Genomic DNA, 16378 nt, shown 5'->3' with positions numbered 1-16378 from the left:
CGAGGGAATGGCCACGCCCGGCGCCCGGCGGCACGACGAGGGCGTCGCGCCGGCCGAGGGCATCCGCGTCGGCATCGGCGGCTGGACCTTCGCGCCGTGGCGCGACAATTTCTATCCGCGGGGCCTGGTGCAGCGACGCGAGCTGGAGTATGCCAGCCGCCACCTGTCCAGCATCGAGGTCAACGGCACCTTCTACAGCGCGCAGAAGCCGGCGACCTACGCCAAGTGGGCCGCGGAGACGCCGCCGGGTTTCATGTTCTCGCTGAAGGCGCCGGGGCGCATCACCCAGCAGGCGCGGCTGGACGGCGCGACCGGCAGCGCGAAGGCCTTCGTTGACGGCGGCCTGGCCGAGTTCGGCGAGCGCCTGGGGCCGATCCTGTGGCAGCTCGCGCCCAGCCGCCGCTTCGATGCCGGCGACATCGCCGCCTTCCTCGACGGCCTGCCTGCCACGCTCGATGGCCGCCCGCTGCGACACGTGCTCGAGGTGCGCCACGACAGCTTCGCCTGCGAGGCCTATCTCGCGTTGGCGCGGGCGCGCGGCGTCGCGACGGTGTTCACCGACTCCCCGGAGCACCCGTCCATCGCCGACCTCACCGCCCCCTTCGTCTACGCGCGGCTCATGCGTTCGCGCGAGGATGCGCCGCAGGGCTATCCGGCGGGCGAACTCGACGCCTGGGCCGGCCGCGCGCGGACCTGGGCGGGGGGCGGCGACCCCGACGACCTGCCCCACGTCGGCAGCGCCGAGCCGCCCGATGCCACGCGACGCGAGGTGTTCGTCTATTTCATCAGCGCGGCGAAAGCCCGCAATCCGGCCGCGGCGATGGCCCTGCAGGCACGACTGCAGGCGGGCTGAGGCGCGCGCCGGCCATCGCCGGACATGCCGATCGGCACTATCCGCCTGCAAGGCGTTAACGCAGGCTCGGGCAGACTCCGACCCTTCCGGACACTTTGGAGCCTGCCATGGCCAGTCGCCGCGAATTCCTGGGATCGACCGCCCTCGCCGCCGGCGCATTCGCGCTGTCCCCGCTGATCGCCTGCAGCCAGGAACCGGCACCCACCGCCCCGGCGCCGATGGCCGCGACGACCACGAAGGTGGCGAAACCGCTGGCGAGCCGCCCCATTCCGCGCGACAAGGCCCCGCTACCGGTGATCGGCATGGGCACCTCGGGCAGCCTGGACGTCGGCGATGACGTCGCCGCGCGCGAACCCCTGCTCCAGGTCCTGCAACTGTTCGTCGCCTCCGGCGCGACGCTCATCGACACCGCGCCCACCTACGGCCGCTCCGAACCCGTGCTCGGCGACCTCATCGCCCAGGCCGGCGTGCGCGACCGCCTGTTCCTCGCCACCAAGCTCTCGCGCGTGAATGGCCGCGACAAGGGCCTGGCGCAGTTCGAGGGCTCGCTGCGCGACCTGAAGACCGATCGCGTCGAACTGCTGCAGGTCCACAACCTGGGCGATACCGCCACCCAGTACGCACTCATCGAGTCGCTCAAGGACCAGGGCAAGGTGCGCTACTCGGGACTCACGCATTACCAGGAAAGCGCGCAGGCGGACCTGGCCGCGGCGATGCGCCGGCACAAGCCCGACTTCGTCCAGATCAACTACTCGGTGGTGTCGCGCGGCGCCGAGCGCGAGGTGCTGCCGCTCGCACAGGAACTGGGCATCGCCGTCATCATCAACCGCGCCTACGAGGACGGCCGCCTGTTCGCCCAGGTCAAGGACAAGCCCCTGCCGGGCTGGGCCGCGGACGTGGGCGCGGATTCCTGGGGCCAGTTGTTCCTGAAGTTCGTGCTCGCCCACCCGGCGGTGAACGTGGTGATCCCGGCGACGTCCAAGCCGCGCCACCAGGCCGACAACCTCAAGGCCGGCGTCGAGCCCTTCCTCGACGCTGCGCAGCGCGAGGCCCTGGTCGCGGCGCTGGCCTGAGCCATGCCGACCGGGGACGCGGCGCCGCCACCTTTCCTCGCCCGTACGCTGTCGCGCCTGTTCGGCCTCGAGCCGGACGAGGCCCTGCCGGTCGCCGGTGGCGCGCTGCTGTTCTTCCTGCTGTTCACCGGCTACTTCATGCTGCGCCCGGTGCGCGAGACCATGGGCATCGCCGGCGGCGTGGACAACCTGCAATGGCTGTTCACCGCGACCTTCGTCGCCACGCTTGCGGCGATGCCGCTGTTCGGCTGGCTGGCCGGACGCGTCGCCCGACGTCGCATCCTGCCCTGGGTCTACGGTTTCTTCGCCGCCAACCTGCTGGCCTTCGCCGCGGCCATCGGCCACCGCCCCGACGACGTGTGGGTCGCACGCACGTTCTATGTCTGGCTGTCGGTGTTCAACATGATCGCCATCTCGCTGGCATGGAGCGTGCTGGTCGACCTGTTCCCGACCGCGCAGGCCAAGCGCACCTTCGCCCTGATGGCCGCGGGCGCCAGCCTGGGCGGCCTGACCGGCCCCCTCCTGGGCGTCGCCCTGGTCGGGCCGATCGGCCATGCCGGCCTGCTGGTGCTGGCGGCGGTCCTCCTGCTGGCCGCCATCGCCCAGGCGATGGCGCTGCAGCGCTGGCGCGACCACAACCCCGTCGCCGCCGCCGACCTCGCCCACGACGCGGCCTCGCGCTCGACCCGGCTGGGCGGCAACCCCTTCGCCGGCGCGACCACCGTGCTGCGCTCGCCCTACCTGCTGGGCATCGCCGTGTTCGTGCTGCTGCTGGCGAGCGTGACCACCTTCCTCTATTTCGAACAGGCCCGCCTGGTGGAGGCCACCTTCCCCGACCGCGCCGACCAGACCCGCGTGTTCGGCACCATCGACACCATCGTGCAGTCGCTGGCGATCCTCTCCCAGCTCTTCATCACCGGCCGCATCGCCCGGAAGCTCGGCATCGGCGTGCTGCTGGTCGCCGTGCCGCTGGTGGTCATGTGCGGCTTCCTCTGGCTGGCCTTCGCGCCCACCTTCGCCGTGCTCGCCGTCGTGATGATCGTGCGCCGCGCCGGCGAGTACGGCTTCGTCCGCCCCGGCCGCGAGATGCTCTACACCGTCGTCTCGCCCGAGGCGAAGTACAAGGGCAAGAACTTCATCGACACCGTCGTCTACCGCGGCGGCGACGCCGTCAGCGCCTGGAGCAAGACGCTCGTCGACATGCTCGCCAGCCAGCCCGCGATCGCCGCCCTCGTCGGCGCCGCGCTGGCGCTCGCCTGGGCAATGACGGGAGGTGGTTTGGCACGGGCGCAACGGAAGTTGGAGGCGTGAATCGCGCCGGGTCTCGTAGACACCTGACGGACTGGGCCTTCCGACCGTCTTTCAAAATCTACCGGAGAGAGACGACGTCGCCACCGCTATCCAAGTACAAGAACTGTCAGGACACCGGCGATCAAGAGCGAGGCCACCAGATCAATCGTACTGCCCTTCCTTATTCCAAAGAGGGACAAGAGCACCATGATCACCAGCTGTACCTGCAGCGATCTCCTTACAACAAAATCCACGACCATCTGATCGCTGGACTGCAACCCATACGCAGAGGAAAGGTAAAAATATCTACCGAACACTGCCCATGAAGTTGCGAGCAACAGAAGCGTCGAAACCCAAATACCAGCGACCTTCCCAAACCTCAGGCTCCTGGCATCGATCCACACCACCGCTCGAAAGACAAGATAGGTGGACATCACCAGGTATGAAACGAGCATGCCTAAAACAAGCGCGTGAGCCTGACCTCCCACCTCTTTCGCAACAGGCCATACTGCCAGGCCGATGGACACCAAGGGTGTAGCCAACGCCCATCCCCACCGCAATTTTTTATTCAAATCACTCAAAAGGAAGGCCATTGGTTGCATTCATGTATCTAACCAACTCTTTGGCAGAAAGCCCATCAGCGGGAGACCAGCCTCCAAACCTGCCGTCCTAGATTTCTTGGCTTTGTCATCAAAGGCATCGCATCAGCCGGTGACTGCTTGAAGGGTATCCATATTTCGTCGACCCGGCGACGCCGTCAGCGCCTGGAGCAAGACGCTCGTCGACATGCTCGCCAGCCAGCCCGCAGGCTGGCTCGCGTTGGTGACCAGTTCCGGACGGCCGAGGTGATCGGTGTGGACGGTGTACAGCCCCGCGCCCTGGACCAGTCCCACAAGCTCTCCGTTCGGCAGTCGCAGATAGTTCTTCCAACCGCTGCCATCCCAGCTCCGCTCGGCCATCAACAATCCACCCAGGCCGTAGACGTAGCCGCTGGCATTCGGCGCACCCTGGGCCTTGTAGGTTCGCTGACCCAGGGCATTGACCCAATAGTTCGTGGTCACACCGTCCTTCACGACCCGGCTCAAGCGGTTGAAGGCGTCATAGCTGTACGTCCTGCCGCCATCGACCGGGTTGTAGGTCATGTTGCCGTCAGCTATGAAGTCTTCTGTCTACGCCCAGTGAGTCCAATAAATGAAATCCCGAGCACCGCAACAAAGCTTTGGACTTTCGCAGGCGTCATCGCAGCCTTCATCCGCGCCAAGCCCTCAATATATTCAAAGGACTTCCCTTCAGACTTGGCAATGTCTGCCAGCGCACGCAGACTGACATCACCAATAGTCATGAAGTATGCGACGTAGCACAAAAGCGCAAGCACTGAAATCTTTCGCACTATTGAGCCATCGGCCTTGTAGTTGACGAAAACAATAGTTGCGACAACTACGCATCCAACAAGCGCGCTTGACGTTACGAGATCGCTCATTTCGCACACCCGCAGGTCGAAAGACCATTTTCAATCTCGGCCCTAGCTCTTCGGGCACCGTCAGCTATGTCATCGCGACTATCCAAGTCAAATCTAAATATCGAGCCATTGTCGTTCATGTCATAAAGGACTCCACCCCACATCATTGCTGCCAAGCCGTAAGTACCCCCGTAGTAGTATCCGGCATATCCAGCAACATAATTCCCAAATTGAGCTGGATTCATCTTTCGGCCGCCGTAAGAATATGTGTCGCCAACGCCTGATCTAATTTTTGTATCCAGTATCCCAATATCGGGGCCATTTCTTCCTAGCGAACTATGATTCGACAGGACAGCGTTCGTTCTTTCGGAAGCAGATCCGGATACTGCGGCTTCCTTCGCAAGATCCATGAGCTCCTTGGTCTCGCAAACTGAATAATCCTTGAGCCCAAGTGGATCAACTTTGTTAACCGGATTCCCCGACACGTAGGCATAAGTATTCGCCCCGCCCTGCCACCCAATCGGATCGCTCTGCAGATATCGCCCTGTAGAGGGCTCGTAGTCACGGAAGTAGTTGTAGTTCCGTCCAGAGGCGGCATCGAACCGCTGCCCGGGGAACCGCATGTCGAAGACGAATGCCGTCGCGTCTCCGTCAGGATCCTGATCAGGCATGGTGTCGCCGAACGCTTCCCCCTTCATGTCCCAGCGCCATACCGGAACGTTGCGCATCACGTCCACCACGACACGAGGGGTGCCAAGATGATCAGGCTGGATGTAATGCAGTTGATCGCCGTGGGCGACCAACCCCACTGGCAGATCGCCCATCCAGATGACCTGCTGCAGGACGGCGCCCGTGTCGTCGTAATCACCCAACCAGTGCCCGGCCTCATCATAGAGCGTGTAAGTATCGACAGCCCCCAGGAATCTGTGGACCTGTTCGCCACGTCCGTTGTACCGGATCAGTGGGGGAGGTCACTTCCACAACCCCAAACGTCGAAATGCTCCTGTTGGAGGCGTGTCTCCGGCAGAGTCAAAACGACGAGCGGGCCTTCCAGACCAATGGCGATCCATTAAAGCCGCGGCAATTCAGGCCCGCTGCGCTCATAGACTTACCTACTACCTGCCGTATAAGTAAAGACAATAAAAATAATTGCCAACGCAACCGACAGTGATCCACAAATTGCTTTTCGCGCGGGGGCTACGCGCCACCCGATCGCACCTGAAACTCCCACTGCGAGAAAGCACATTGCAATAAGTAATGAACTTTCAGCAATCGGGAACCAATCAGCCGAACAGCTCTGAATGGTTACTACATAGTTGGGTTGTGAAAGACTCGTAGTTCCTTCCAGCAACCTTTTCCCCCTTGGGCATAGATGCACCAATAGATGGCGCAGGGGCCAGATAAGTAGCAGGGTTGCTGCCAAGCCACCTACAACTGCCGGAGTAAGCGCAATCCAACGATAGTATGACTTCATAACCACAGCCTACGGCCCAGGAGAAAAAGAGCGCATCGTGCCTGGCGCCAGATAGTTCTTCGTATGCAAATAAGGCAATTTCCCCCATATACCTGTGATCCCACTCCTGCTGTACCACATAAAGTTCGTCGCTCCAGAAGTTGGAGTTTTGTACTTTTTGGCAAACTGCTCTGCGATGGAGTTCTCGCCTTGGCCAGATCGACACCCCTTAAACTCCACAGGCTCGCCTTCTTCCCAACCTGCTTCCTTTAGTGCCTTTGCAATCCCATCTACATCTAACCGGACTGTTTTTCCTGAACTCTGATCAATGATCCGATCTGGCGCCATGTGACCATAAACCGACCAAGTGCCAGGAATATCAATGTCTACGGAAGCTCCTTGATAGAATAAGTTTGTACCGGGCTCAAACAACACGAGCTTTTCAAGACCCAGCGGATCGACGAAACCAAAGGGATTGTTCGACACATAGACGTAAGTATTCGGCCCGCCCTGCAACCCAATTGGATCACTCTGCAGATATCGTCCTGTAGAGGGCTCGTAGTCACGGAAGTAGTTGTAGTTCCGTCCAGAGGCGGCGTCGAACCGCTGCCCGGGGAACCGCATGTCGAAGACAAATGCCGTCGCGTCTCCGTCAGGATCCTGATCAGGCATGGTGTCGCCGAACGCCTCCCCCTTCATGTCCCAGCGCCATACCGGAACGTTGCGCATCACGTCCACCACGACACGAGGGGTGCCAAGATGATCAGGCTGGATGTAATGCAGTTGATCGCCGTGGGCGACCAACCCCACTGGCAGATCGCCCATCCAGATGACCTGTTGCAGGACGGCGCCCGTGTCGTCGTAATCACCCAACCAGTGCCCGGCCTCATCATAGAGCGTGTAAGTATCGACAGCCCCCAGGAATCTGTGGACCTGTTCGCCACGTCCGTTGTACCGGTAGTTCATGGTCACCGCGTTGCCCGACTTGACCTGGCTCATGCGTCCAGTGGCGTCATATACGAACTGCCTGGCGGCTCCCCCGATCTGCGTGGTATTCCCAACTGCATCGTAAGTGCGCGCCGTCGGACCGACACTACTTAGCCGGTGACTGCTTGCCGGATACGTATATACCGTCGATCCGGCGCTATTGGTGAACTGGGTTCGGTTGCCGGTGCTGTCGTATGCGTACGATTCGATGACGGCATTGCTGACTCCGTCACGAAAATCGGTCAGCCGGCCCAACGTGTCATAGACGAAGTTGGCAACTGGAAGCGTACTGGTGGCGGTTCCCAACTGCACGAGATCGCCCACGGCGTCGTAGTCGTAGCTCAAATCGAGCCCATCCAACGTTGGATCGAGGATGGCCGCGGACCGGTAGTTCTGATCGAAGATGCGTTGCATCTGCCGGCCATTGCCATAGCGCCATCCGGTCGTCGGCCCGAAGGGCGCATAGCTGACCTGCTCGAGCAACACCTCCCGCTGCCCCCCTGCCCGGGTATAACCCACTTCCTCGATCCTGCCCTGAACATCACGGACGTAATCGACGATTGCGCCGTCGGGATAGGTTAGCCGGCTCAACAAGCCGGATCGGGTATAGGCATATTGCACAGTGAACATCGTGCCGTTGGTGATCTGCGCCTTTCGCACCAGATGGCCGAAGCGGTTGTAGCAGTAAGCAGTTTCACCGCTGGCATCCATCATCGCTGCCAGACGCCCCTTGCCGAAGGTCTCTCCAGAGGCACACACGCTGGGCGGAGTGTCATAGACATAGCCGACATCTAGGGATGGATCTCCGTACGCCACGGCTGTCAAGCGGTTCAGCGCGTCGTATTCATAGGCCGAAGTCTGGCTGCGCGCGTCTGTTCGGGTCTGGCGATTTCCCGCGCTGTCGTACGTATAAAGCGTAGTTCCCGTATCCGGACTGGAAAGCTCGACCAAGTCGCCCAGGCCATCGTACGTATAAGTCGTGTCAAGCCCCTTCGGATCGGTGACGGAAGTCAGCTTATCTTGAGCATCGTATGAGAAGCTGGTCTCCACTGCGATGCCGCCGACGTCCTGCAACGTGCCCTTCAGCCGGCCCAGCGGGTCCCGCTCATGATCGGTTACCCGGCCCAGTGCATCTGTCACCGTGTCCAGATCGCCACGCGGGTCATAGCTGAAGTCAGTAGGGTTTGCTTGCGCATCGGCATGGGTCTGCAGTCGACCTAACTGATCGTAGACCCTGAAGAGCGCCCGCCTCAGGACGCCGCCTGCATCCTGAACCTCCTCCATGACGCGGTTGCCGGCATTATCCAGCGTAAAGTCGATCTTGTTCCCGCTATTGTCTGAAATCTGGACAAGGCGCTGACTCGCGTCGTAAACGTATTGCGTGAACGCCCCCCCCAGGCTGGACGATCTTCTTGACAAGACCCGGCGGCCAGTACTCCAACCGCGTGATGGCATCATCTGTTTCGACGGCGCCAGTCCCACCGCGAACCTTCTGGGCAGTCAACCATCCACGGGCGTTGTACTCAAGGTCGGTGATCACGCCGTTGATGTCCTTGAACGACAAGATGCGGCCCGCGCCATCGTATTCCCTTATCGCCATCACGTGGCCCAGTGCGTCCGTCACTTTCCACAGGTCCCCTTTCCGGAATGAGCAAGTGGCCGGCGAACTGGCGCATGAGGATGCGTTGCCCTTGCGGTAGGTGTAGCGAACAATGTCCGACACGTCGGTTCTTGGACCATCTACAGCGGTCAAAAGACCCACTTTCGGACACAGTCCAGCCTGACGATCGGCACTCTCGCAATAGATCGACGTCGTGGTGCGGACGGCGCCCGTTGCCGGACTGATGCGCGAGTGCGCCGTCACCTGCCCCCGTGCGTTGTAGGTCCAGGTTTCCTCCCCCACAAGGACTTCAGCATCGTCGTAGACTCGGCGCTCCAGTAATTGGCCGTGCCCCGCGTCTCGAACCTCTTCCACTCGACGTTGTTCGAGTGTGCCAGAAGCCTCGGTGCGACTGATGTTGAGGGCATCCGGATAGGTGTATCGCGTTTCAACCCCCAGAGCATCCGTGCGGCTGCTCAGACGCTCGTCCTCATCGTACGCACTCGAAGTGCTGCCAGCAGCGTCGGCAACGGCCAACGGCCTCCGATAGCTGTTGCTGGCAAGCGTAAATGTACGGGTGGCTCCTAACGGGCCATGCTCCTCCACCTGTGTGCCGCTGGGATACGTGTAATGGGTGGTCAGCGCCGAGCCCGTCGGACCGCTACTGACCGAGGCCAGGCGACCTGCTTCGTCGTAGCCCAGACTCTTGACGCGGCTTCCGGTTTCGTCAATCAAACCCGTCAGAAGGTTCCGATCGCCGCCGGCTGCCAAGGCGGTCTCACCATAGACGAACTGCAAGGTCGAGTCGCCGCGGTCAAGCAAGACCATATTCCCCAACTCGTCGTACTGCAGATCTACCCGATGGTCGGGCCCGATCACGGCGGACAGACGTATGCCGTCGTACTCAAAACTCAAGCGACGACCACTTGGGAAAACCAACTCGGACACCGCCTCACCGTCCTCACGTACAAGCTTGACTGAGGGCGAGCCCGGCGGCCCGAATGCAGACAACTGCCCGGCCTCGTCGAAAAAGTACGCCTGTCCCTCGGAATGGTAGGTATAGGTTCCATCATGATGCTCGACCACGACGTCGCCCTCCCGCCCCTCGACACCAAAGGTGGAATTTCCACGATCGACGAGCTGCGCCAGTGCGCCGGACTTCAGCCTCAGGACGATCAGCTTGCCGCCCGGCCCGAAGTTGTAAGCCCACAGGATGCGCGGCTCGAACGAGAGAGCCCATGCACGAGTGATCGAGTCGTATCGCAGACCGACGCTCGTACCTTCGACCGAGGCAAGGGGTACGCTGGCCGTATAAGAGGCACGGGAAATATCGGCCCCCTGGCCTCCGCACGGATCACAGCCATAGTCGACGCGTCGCTTGATTACATACTGGTTCGGATCGGTGCATATCACGGGCCAAGCGTACTCGGCACCTCCCCATATACGCCCTTCAGGGCAAGAGTAAACGTCATGCCGGAATAGCGGATACTCTTCGACTCCCAGCTCCGCCCCTTCCGGGCTCAGGATTCTGTATTCGGCGATTTTCCCGGACCAGGTCCTGACGATGGGGAACCGCTCTCCCTCCTCGAGATAAAGGGGCACCTGTTGAAGGAACGGGTTAACGGGATCAACGACCGTGTCCCACGAACCTGAAACGCCTGCTGGTACGTAATCATCACCGTAGTAATACTCCAGCAGCCCTGCCAGCCCCTCGACCAGATGCTGCTCCGACGTACATTTGGGCGCGAGGAACGGGTACAAAGGCCCGTCGCATGGGAAGGGAGGTTCGACCGACGCGTTTGACTCCCACGGACGATGCCCATATGCGATGGACTCGAGAGGGCCTACCGATATCGCGGGAGACTCGAAATAGTAGAGGTGGACCGGCAGGGCAATGGGCTGGGTTGCGGGAGCCGGCGGGAAGGCCAGCTCGAAGCTGGGCTCCTGACCCGCTGCGCGGATCTCATGACCACCCGCTTCCTGCTTGACGCGAGTGAGCGCCTGCTCGAACGTGGCGAAACAGTCGCTTTCGACGCAATACTGTCCAACGGGTGCAGAGGGCGGCACTGCTGCCCAACTGGGCGTCGACATAAGCGCGAAAACCAGGATACAAAACTGCACGACATGATGCCGTACATGCGCGCGGGGCATGCTTGTCATTCAACCAACGTCCTTGTCGTCGAGACTCGAGCCTAGCATGAGTGATTTGTCGGACGTACGCTCGTCTCGCCCACCATCTTTTAGAGAAGCAGTACCCGAAGCTCCAAGGCAATAGTCCTGAGTGCCAGGGGATGCATGAGACTTGTCGCAAGGAACGGCCATCCTCGATTGCCATGCCGGGCGACCGGGTGGCACATGCCTCAGGCTGAGGGGGATGGCGGCAACCTCTTGACTCGACCGCTTCCTGGCCACGCTTGCTCGAGCCTCTGGCACGAAAGAATCAAGTAGGGAGTCCATCGACACCGCGGCGGCGACGCCGTCAGCGCCTGGAGCAAGACACTCGTCGACATGCTCGCCAGCCAGCCCGCGATCGCCGCCCTCTTCGGCGCCGCGCTGGCGCTCGCCTGGGCGGTGACGGGAGGCGGTTTGGCGAGGGCGCAACGGCACATGGAGGGGCGCAAGGCCTGAACGGTGACTGCCCTCACAGCGGGGGTGGACACCGCGCACGATGCCGTCGTGATGCCGCCACGAGAACGTGTTGACCGCCTGCGCGGCCCCTCTTCACAATCCATCCACGCACTTCGACGCACGCTGCTGAAGGCGTTTCGCGGCCCTAACAATCGGGTCGCTATATTTGATTTTCGATCCCCCGGACGAAGGAGAACTGTCATGTCTCTCAACAAGAACCACGCGATGACGCGTACGCTGGGCGTGGCAATCATTGCCGCATCCCTGGGCCTGGGTGGCTGTGCCACCTACGACGACGACTTCGCGCGCGTCAATTCCCGACTCGACCAGCTGGACTCGCAAGTGCAGAGCGCAGCCCAGAGCGCCGAGTCGGCCAACCAGGCGGCGCAGCAGGCCAACCAGCGCCTGGACTCGCTCGAGGGTCGCGTGCAGCGGCTGGAAAGCTCGCCGGGCCGCGTGCCGCGCGGTTGATCGCTCCCGCACGACTCGCGAGGAGCGTTTGAACCCGGGACTGGTGGCCTTTGCTGGCCACCGGTCCTTTTCCCGTAGTCCTTCTTTGCCGTAGGGAGTCGTCCCATCCGTACGTCCATGCCCCCCATGATCCGCGCCGTGCACGGCGCGCTCGCGCTGGTGCTTTTTTCGTTCGCGTGCCTCGGCGCTGCGCACGCCCAGGAAGCCGCCGCACCGTCGTTGGCCACCAACGACCAGCTTCCCGAAGGCCAGGAAGTGTCCGACACCGTGATCGAGCTCGCGGGCTGGGTAGTCGCGACCCGCGACACCGAGGGTTATCCCTTCGCGATCATGGACAAGGCCGCTGCCCAGATCCTGGTGTTCGGTGGCGACGGCCGTCTCATCGGCGCCGCACCGGGGCTGTTCGGCTCGGCGGTCGGCGATCACTCGGCCCCGGGCGTCGCCGGCCTGGCGCTTCGCGAAATCCCCGGCCGCGATCGCACGACGCCGGCAGGTCGATACGTCGGCGGCTTCGGCCCCTCCATCGACGCCGGCCGCGTCCTGTGGGTGGACTACGATTCCGCGGTCTCCATGCACCCGACCGCCACGGGCGTACCGGCCGAGAAGCGCCCCGAGCGCCTCGCGTCGCCCACCCCGGACGACAACCGCATCACCCATGGCTGCATCAACGTCGAGCCCGGCTTCTACGAGCACATCGTCAGTCCGACGTTCGCGCGCGGTGGCGTCTTCTACATCCTGCCGGACAAGGACTCGTTGGCGGAGACCTTCCCGGAGTTCGCGGAAAGCCGCGAGACCTCCAAACGCCGCGATTGAGGGTGCGCCCGTGCGTGACACCCGCTCACGGGGCTCCGTGAAGCTTCCCGTGCGGGCGCCTGGGTGTCGGCTCGATGCCGCGCACAACCGGAAGCGGCGCCCCGGTTCGCCTATGTCCCTACCCGTTTGTGCGCCTCGCGGATGATGCGCTTGTCGAGGATGCGCACCTCGCCGACCATCAGCAGGCGAAGGTCGCGGACGATGTAGTCGGCCAAGGCGGCATCGTCGATCGCGTCGCCTTCGATGTCGAGGCGGAAGCCCTGGCCCTGCAGGCCGCCGCCGTTGCTGAAGTCGATCTCGAAGTCGAACACGACGCGGTGCTGGGTCGGCGCCCCGGCACTCATGGCTTTGTCCTGCCTTGGCTGAAGGCGACGCTTCCCAGGATGATCGCGCCGGCGACGCCCATGGTCAGGGTCAGCGGTTCGTCGAGCAGCCACCAGGCCCAGGCGACGCCGAACAGGGGCACCAGGTAGGTCACGGTGGAAGCGCGGCTGGCGCCGACACGGGCGATCAGCCGGTAATACATGACGAAAGCGATGCCGGTGCACAGCACGCCCAGCAGGGCGGCGCACAGCCAAGACAACATGGGGACGGGGGCTTGCGGCCAGTGCAGGATGGCCAGCGGCGAGACCATCAGCGTGGCGCAGCCGAGCGTGGCCGCGGCCACCGCCGCGGGCGGCAGGCCGGTGAGGTGGCGGCGCACCAGGTTGATGCCGATGCCGTAGAGGAAGGCCGCGCCCGCGCCGGCGAGCACCGCCCAACCGATGCTGGCACCGGCGACCTTGCCGCTGGCGAGCACGACCACGCCGGCGAAGCCGGCCATCAGTGCGACGGCGCGACGGGTGCCGATCTTTTCGCCGAAGAACAGGAAACCGATCAGCGCGGTGAACAACACGGTCATCGCGTTGCTGATCGCGCTGACCCCGGCGGGGGCCTGCTGCGCTGCCCAGGCGAACAGCACGAAGGGCACCGCCGAATTGACCAGGCTGATGCCGGCGAGCTTGGGCCACAGCGACAGCGGGAACTGCGCGCGGGCGCGCCACAGGAACGGCAGCAGTACGGCCGCACCGAAGCCCAGGCGGACTTCCACCAGCGGGAAGGAACCGAAGTCGGGCGCGGCGACGCGCATGAACAGGAACGAGGCGCCCCAGATGGCGCCCAGCAGGCACAGTTCGACGGGGGTCATCCAGTCGCGGCTGGCGATGCCGCCGGCCTCCATCGAGGGGGGCGGCGCAGGGGGTAGGACGGGTGCGGTGGACTGGGCGGAAGCCATGCAGGTACGAGTCCGATTCGTGGCTGTCCATTCTCTGCGAGCACGCAACTGCACAACAAGTGCATACTTTTCCGACCAGCCACAAAACTGGCTTGAGGCTACGATGACCCTGCGCGCCGAACTGTTGCCGGCCCTGGCGGTGTTCGAATCCGCCGCCCGGCACCAGAACTTCACCCACGCCGCCGAGGAACTGCACCTGACCTCCAGTGCGGTCAGCCATCACGTGCGCAAGCTGGAATCGCGACTGGGCGTATCGCTGTTCCAGCGTCACGCGCGCGGGGTCTCGTTGACGGCCGAGGGCCGCCTGCTCGCCGATGCCGCCGGCAGTGCGTTGGCCGACATGGACGGCGTGGTCCACAAGCTGCGCAACCAGGGCGACGAGCAGGCGCGGATCCGCGTGATCACGCTGCACTCGCTGTCCTACACCTGGCTGATCCCGCGACTGGCCGATTTCAGCCATCGCCATCCGGAACTGCGCGTGCACCTGGACACCGAGATCGCCTTGACCCGCTTCGACGATGGCGGCCCCGACCTGGGCATCCGCTACGGACCGGGCCACTGGCCGGGCCTGAGCGCACGCCTGCTGATGGACGACGACCTGTTCCCGGTGGCCTCGCCGTCCCTGCCCGGTTTCGACGAGATCCACGCCCCGGCCGACCTGCTGCGCCACCGGCTGATCGCCGACCACTCCCGCCAGGGCTGGATGGACTGGTTCCGTGCCACCGACACGCATGGGGCGGCGGTCGACGAGCACCATACCTTCAGCGACACCTCCGACGCCCTCAATGCCGCCGCACATGGCCTGGGCGTGGCGCTGGCAAGGCGGCGCATCGCCGAGCCCTACCTGGACTCGGGGCGCCTGGTCCGCCTGCCTGGCCCCCTGCTCAAGGCGCGCTGGAGCTACTACGTGGTCTATCCCGCGCACCGGCGGCTGCGGCCGGCGGCCTCGCGATTCGTCGACTGGCTGCTGGGCCAGGACCAGGCCTGACGACCCCCTCGCCTGCCCCGCCCCGATCTGCAAGACTTGCCGCCCCACGACCGACGTCGCCCACCATGTCCCCGACCCGCAAGGCCCAGCTCCAGATTCATTTCTGCGTCCTGCTGTGGGGGTTCACGGCGATCATCGGCAAGCTGATCTCGCTGCCGGCGCTGCCGCTGGTGTGGTGGCGGATGCTGCTGGTCGCGCTGGCGCTGGCCCTGCTGCCGCGCGTGTGGCGCTCGCTTCGCGCGATGCCGCCGCGGCTGGTCGCGGCATATGCCGGCGTGGGCGTGCTGGTCGCGCTGCACTGGCTGACCTTCTATGGCGCGATCAAGCTGGCCAATGCCTCGGTGGCGGCGACGTGCATTGCGCTGGCAACGGTGTTCACCGCGCTCATCGAGCCCTGGCTGGCGCGTCGCCGCTTCGCCCCGCGCGAGGTGCTGCTGGGCATCGTGGTGTTGCCGGGCGTGGCCCTGGTGGTGGACGGCGTGCCCGACGACATGCGCATCGGCGTCGTGGTCGGGGCGGTCTCCGCGGTCTTCGTCGCCCTGTTCGGCTCGCTCAACAAGCGCCTGGTCGACCACGGCGATCCGCTGACGGTCACCGCGCTGGAACTGGGCGCGGGCACCGCGGCGTTGACCGTGCTGGCGCCGGTCATGCCCTTGCTGTTCCCCGCCTTCGCCGGGCCCTTGCTGATCGTCCCCAGCCTGCACGACGGCCTGTTGCTGCTGACGCTGTCGCTGGCCTGCACGCTGCTGCCCTTCGCGCTGTCGCTGGTGGCCCTGCGCCACATGAGCGCGTTCGCCGCGCAACTGGCGGTGAACCTGGAGCCGGTCTACGCGATCGTGCTGGCGATCGTGCTGCTGGACGAGCAGCACGAGCTCTCGCCACGCTTCTACCTGGGCGTGGCGATCATCCTGCTGGTGGTGCTGGCCTACCCGCTGCTGCACCGGCCGCGCCGGGTCAACCAGCCCGAGGCGCTGGCGGTCGGCGAGGCCAAGGACATCACCGACTGATCCCTCCCGCTGCCGGCGCGACGCCGCTATCCTTGGACGATCGCCCCTTCGCCCCAGGACTCCGCATGAATCCCGCCACCCAACACGACATCGGCAAGCTGGTGTTGCGCGTCACCCTCGGCCTGCTGGTGCTGCTGCACGGCGTGGCCAAGCTCAAGGGCGGCATGGGCGGGATCGTCGGACTGGTCGAATCGCACGGCCTGCCGGGCTTCCTCGCCTATGGCGTGCTGGTGGGCGAAGTGCTGGCGCCGCTGATGCTGGTGATCGGCTATCACGCGCGCATCGGCGCGGTGCTGGTGGCGCTCAACATGGTCTTCGCCATCGTCCTGGTGCACATGGGCCAGCTCGACGACCTCAACGGCCAGGGCGGCTGGGCGCTGGAGCTCCAGGCCATGTTCCTCGCCGCCGCGGTCGCCCTGGCCCTGCTCGGCCCCGGACGCTTCAGCGCCAACCAGCGCTGAGCCCGCTCAGGTCGCCCCGACG

General features: G+C 64.0%; 13 protein-coding genes and 2 pseudogenes. 8 read left to right on the top strand and 7 right to left on the bottom strand.

Annotated elements, in window-relative coordinates; translation table 11 throughout:
• The first annotated feature begins 7 nt into the window (after positions 1-7).
• From H4F98_RS04255 to H4F98_RS04245, 3 genes are all read left to right on the top strand, one after another.
• On the top strand, positions 8-853 hold the full coding sequence (locus tag H4F98_RS04255) for a DUF72 domain-containing protein (protein WP_182685471.1): 846 nt from the start codon (positions 8-10) through the stop codon (positions 851-853).
• A 107-nt stretch (positions 854-960) separates the two neighbouring features.
• Positions 961-1926, top strand: a complete 966-nt coding sequence (locus H4F98_RS04250) for an aldo/keto reductase (RefSeq protein ID WP_182685385.1) — start codon at positions 961-963, stop codon at positions 1924-1926.
• A gap of 3 nt (positions 1927-1929) precedes the next feature.
• Complete coding sequence (locus tag H4F98_RS04245) at positions 1930-3237, top strand: NTP/NDP exchange transporter (protein WP_182685384.1); 1308 nt, start codon at positions 1930-1932, stop codon at positions 3235-3237.
• A gap of 86 nt (positions 3238-3323) precedes the next feature.
• Here the strand turns inward: H4F98_RS04245 and H4F98_RS04240 are convergent, their stop codons facing one another.
• The 5 genes and pseudogenes from H4F98_RS04240 to H4F98_RS04220 form a co-directional block, all read right to left on the bottom strand.
• The gene (locus H4F98_RS04240; RefSeq protein ID WP_220479082.1) at positions 3324-3818 is read right to left on the bottom strand and encodes a hypothetical protein; all 495 of its coding nucleotides are present in this window, start codon (positions 3816-3818) and stop codon (positions 3324-3326) included.
• Between the two features lie 102 nt (positions 3819-3920).
• On the bottom strand, positions 3921-4358 hold the full coding sequence (locus H4F98_RS04235; RefSeq protein ID WP_182685382.1) for a hypothetical protein: 438 nt from the start codon (positions 4356-4358) through the stop codon (positions 3921-3923).
• An 11-nt stretch (positions 4359-4369) separates the two neighbouring features.
• On the bottom strand, positions 4370-4696 hold the full coding sequence (locus tag H4F98_RS04230; protein WP_182685381.1) for a hypothetical protein: 327 nt from the start codon (positions 4694-4696) through the stop codon (positions 4370-4372).
• Positions 4693-5631: pseudogene (locus tag H4F98_RS17015) on the bottom strand (RHS repeat-associated core domain-containing protein); the annotation flags it as partial. The pseudogene H4F98_RS17015 and the gene H4F98_RS04230, both read right to left, overlap by 4 nt.
• 527 nt (positions 5632-6158) lie before the next feature.
• A complete protein-coding gene (locus H4F98_RS04220) occupies positions 6159-8597 on the bottom strand; it encodes an RHS repeat-associated core domain-containing protein (RefSeq protein WP_343064724.1) in 2439 nt (812 codons plus the stop codon).
• Between the two features lie 2947 nt (positions 8598-11544).
• Here H4F98_RS04220 and H4F98_RS04215 point away from each other — a divergent pair.
• Positions 11545-11814: a hypothetical protein gene (locus H4F98_RS04215; protein ID WP_141518411.1), complete on the top strand. Its 270-nt coding sequence runs from the start codon at positions 11545-11547 to the stop codon at positions 11812-11814.
• Between the two features lie 117 nt (positions 11815-11931).
• Entirely contained in the window at positions 11932-12627 is a 696-nt protein-coding gene (locus tag H4F98_RS04210; RefSeq protein ID WP_343064723.1) for a hypothetical protein, read from the top strand.
• A 110-nt stretch (positions 12628-12737) separates the two neighbouring features.
• Here the strand turns inward: H4F98_RS04210 and H4F98_RS04205 are convergent, their stop codons facing one another.
• Both H4F98_RS04205 and H4F98_RS04200 read right to left on the bottom strand, forming a co-directional pair.
• Positions 12738-12971, bottom strand: a complete 234-nt coding sequence (locus tag H4F98_RS04205; protein WP_182685380.1) for a cyclase — start codon at positions 12969-12971, stop codon at positions 12738-12740.
• Positions 12968-13846, bottom strand: coding sequence for a DMT family transporter (locus H4F98_RS04200; protein WP_182685468.1), 879 nt, complete (start codon positions 13844-13846; stop codon positions 12968-12970). Before H4F98_RS04200 ends, H4F98_RS04205 begins: the two co-directional genes overlap by 4 nt.
• Before the next feature lie 157 nt (positions 13847-14003).
• Here H4F98_RS04200 and H4F98_RS04195 point away from each other — a divergent pair.
• The 3 genes and pseudogenes from H4F98_RS04195 to H4F98_RS04185 all read left to right on the top strand — a co-directional run.
• Positions 14004-14980 (top strand): annotated as a pseudogene (locus tag H4F98_RS04195) (LysR substrate-binding domain-containing protein); the annotation flags it as partial.
• Complete coding sequence (locus H4F98_RS04190) at positions 14954-15895, top strand: DMT family transporter (protein ID WP_182685378.1); 942 nt, start codon at positions 14954-14956, stop codon at positions 15893-15895. The pseudogene H4F98_RS04195 and the gene H4F98_RS04190, both read left to right, overlap by 27 nt.
• A 65-nt stretch (positions 15896-15960) precedes the next feature.
• Complete coding sequence (locus H4F98_RS04185) at positions 15961-16356, top strand: DoxX family protein (RefSeq protein WP_182685377.1); 396 nt, start codon at positions 15961-15963, stop codon at positions 16354-16356.
• Positions 16357-16378 lie beyond the last annotated feature (22 nt).

It is taken from the genome of Marilutibacter spongiae, assembly GCF_014145325.1.
Lineage (GTDB): Bacteria > Pseudomonadota > Gammaproteobacteria > Xanthomonadales > Xanthomonadaceae > Marilutibacter > Marilutibacter spongiae.
The sequence above is the reverse complement of the archived record's forward strand: the minus strand, read 5'-3'. Positions and strand labels throughout refer to the sequence as shown.